Raw genomic sequence first — 2506 nt, 5'->3', positions numbered from 1 at the left:
CGCCACCGCAGCCTCGGCTACAGGAACATCCTGTGGCGGGAGGTTGGATGCGCTTTGCGGAAGATCAGCGTGGTGCATTTGCGTCAATCGGGGTCACAAACCGGCATCTGAGTTAAGCCATGACGGGTCTATATGAGTGAGCGATTATAGGTGCGACAGAATGACGCATCGAAATTCAAGGCATCAGTTGATCTGATTTTGCGTGAGATCAAGATGGACGCGTTACATTTTGATCCATCTATGTAACCGTCATCCACCGCGACGATTTGCCGCAGTTTTAGCCCCGATGGGTACGGGTCGGCAATCCGGGTTGACGCGCAGTGTTGCGCAATTGCTCGACGCCGAAAGTGGCCTCTCCAGCCCGTGCCCGCTCGGTGCGCGGGCGAAAAGCGTGCCCATAGACCAGTTCGAAAGACAGGGTGATGCGACCATCCGCCTGCGCTGTGGCGTTCAGGGCGTCGGCCAAAGCCTGCCAGGCCCGTGGCGTGCGCAGGCCTCGCGTATGCGCGGCGTGAGGCACGGCGCCGAGTGCGCGCAGCTCAATCAGCGCCGCCTGCGCCGACGGCCAGGTCATTCGCACCATCTCCATATCCATCACCGGGTCGGCAAAACCGGCCTGCACCAGTTCGTCGCCCAGGTCGTGCATGTCGGTGAATGCCATGGGCCGCGAGGAATGGCCGAGGGTGCGGCATACCTCACCAAGTTCCTTGAGCGTGTCGGGCCCGAAGGTGGTGAAAAACAGCGCCCCTTCGGGCTGGAGCTGCCGCCGCCAAGCTTCGAGCACCCGCATGCGGTCATGGTGCCAATCGAGATAGAGGTTGGACCACAACACGTCGGCCTGCGCGGGATATTCGGGATCTGCCGCATCCACCGCCTGCACCTGCACCCGGTTGGGCCGCCCGAACCAGCGCGCCAGACCCGCACGAGCAAACCGCTTCGAGGCCAGTTGCGCCAGCAGGGGCGAGGGCTCGTAGCCCAGAATCAACGCGGCGGGATACTGCTTTTGCAGCAAGTCGAGCCCATCGCCCCAGGCACAGCCCGCGTCGAGCACGCGCTGCGCCTGCGCCCGCAGCAAGGGCAGGCGTTCGGCCATGCGGCGTGCGGCTTCCAGCCAGATATAGGGTGCAGGCCAGCGCGCCAGGCGATCACGCGCGCAGGCCGCAGCCGCCAGCCAGCGGGCCTGTTGTTGTGCGGCAAGGAATTGATCGGGGCGATCCATCAGCTCATTCAAAGGACTGCAGCGAAGGCGGCGACACCGCTGGCGCGGGCGATATAGTGCAGCGATGTCCGCACTTGAGCGCCCTATTTTGCCTGCCTCGCGCTGGTCTGCGCTCTGGCCCGGCCGCTGCGCCCATTGCGACGCCCGCAGCAGTCAGCCGCTGTGCGACGACTGCCTGCATGAAGACCTGCCCCTGCGTCCACGCTGCCCGCGCTGCGCGGTGGCGGTGGCGCAAGAGGGGCAGGTCTGCGGCCAATGTCTGCTGCATCCGCCGCGGTGGGCGGGCGCCTTGGCTCTGGGCGACTATCGATTTCCCAACGATCAGTTCATTCTGCGCATGAAATTCGGCGCAGAGCCCGCGCTGGGTCGCTGGTTTGGCGACCTGCTCGGTGCGCGCTGGGCGCAAGCCGACTTGCCACTGCCCGATCACATTCTGCCCATACCGCTTTCGCGCGAGCGCCTGCTGGAGCGCGGCTTCAACCCCGCGTGGGAAATGGCGCGGCGCATGGCCGCCGCACTGAACCGCCCTGGCGATGCCTACGCGCTGCAGCGGCTGCGGCATAGCGCCGCGCAAAGCAGCCTGCCGCTGGACGCGCGCAGCCGCAACATCCGCGGCGCATACGCCTGCGACACCCGCTGGGACGGCCAGACCCTGCTGCTGGTGGACGACGTGATGACCTCCGGCGCCACGCTGCATGAAGCCACCCGGGTGCTGCTGCGCCAGGGCGCCGCAGCGGTCTGGGTCGCCATCGCCTTGCGCACTCCACGCGATTCCACCCCTTGATTTCCACCTCCTGATCTTCCGCTGATTTTCCGCATTTCGACCCATGTTCCACATCGTTCTTGTCGAGCCCGAAATTCCGCCCAACACCGGCAACGTCATCCGCCTGTGTGCCAATACCGGCTGCACCCTGCATCTGGTTGAGCCGCTGGGTTTTTCGCTGGATGACAAACAACTTCGCCGCGCCGGGCTCGACTATCACGAATACGCCACGCTGCAAACGCACGCCAGTTGGGACGCGTTGATGCAAACGCTGCAACCGCGCCCCGAGCGCCTGTTCGCCTTCACCACGCGCGGCAGTCGGCTGATCGGCTCCGTGCGCTTCGAGCCGGGCGATTGTTTCGTCTTCGGTGCCGAAACCCGCGGCCTGTCCGATGCGGTGCGCGAGCAATTCGCCCCGACGCAACGACTGCGACTGCCCATGCGCGAAGGCCAGCGCAGCCTCAACCTGTCGAACTCGGTGGCTGTCGCCGTGTTCGAAGCCTGGCGGCAGAACGACTATTGCG

General features: G+C 65.2%; 3 protein-coding genes. 2 read left to right on the top strand and 1 reads right to left on the bottom strand.

Annotation, left to right across the window (positions count from 1 at the left end; all coding sequences use genetic code 11):
- Positions 1-277: 277 nt before the first annotated feature.
- Complete coding sequence (locus tag AC2VLV_RS04990) at positions 278-1219, bottom strand: methyltransferase domain-containing protein (protein ID WP_486988926.1); 942 nt, start codon at positions 1217-1219, stop codon at positions 278-280.
- A gap of 64 nt (positions 1220-1283) precedes the next feature.
- Between AC2VLV_RS04990 and AC2VLV_RS04985 the strand changes: the two genes are divergently transcribed.
- Positions 1284-2003: a phosphoribosyltransferase family protein gene (locus AC2VLV_RS04985; RefSeq protein WP_486988925.1), complete on the top strand. Its 720-nt coding sequence runs from the start codon at positions 1284-1286 to the stop codon at positions 2001-2003.
- Between the two features lie 43 nt (positions 2004-2046).
- Positions 2047-2506 (top strand): tRNA (uridine(34)/cytosine(34)/5-carboxymethylaminomethyluridine(34)-2'-O)-methyltransferase TrmL (gene trmL / locus AC2VLV_RS04980; protein WP_486988924.1); only part of this gene is annotated, 460 nt, incomplete at its 3' end.

The sequence above is a fragment of the Thiomonas sp. TH-17 genome, assembly GCF_057473305.1.
Note: the sequence above shows the minus strand (reverse complement) of the source record. Positions and strands in the feature narration are given on the sequence as shown.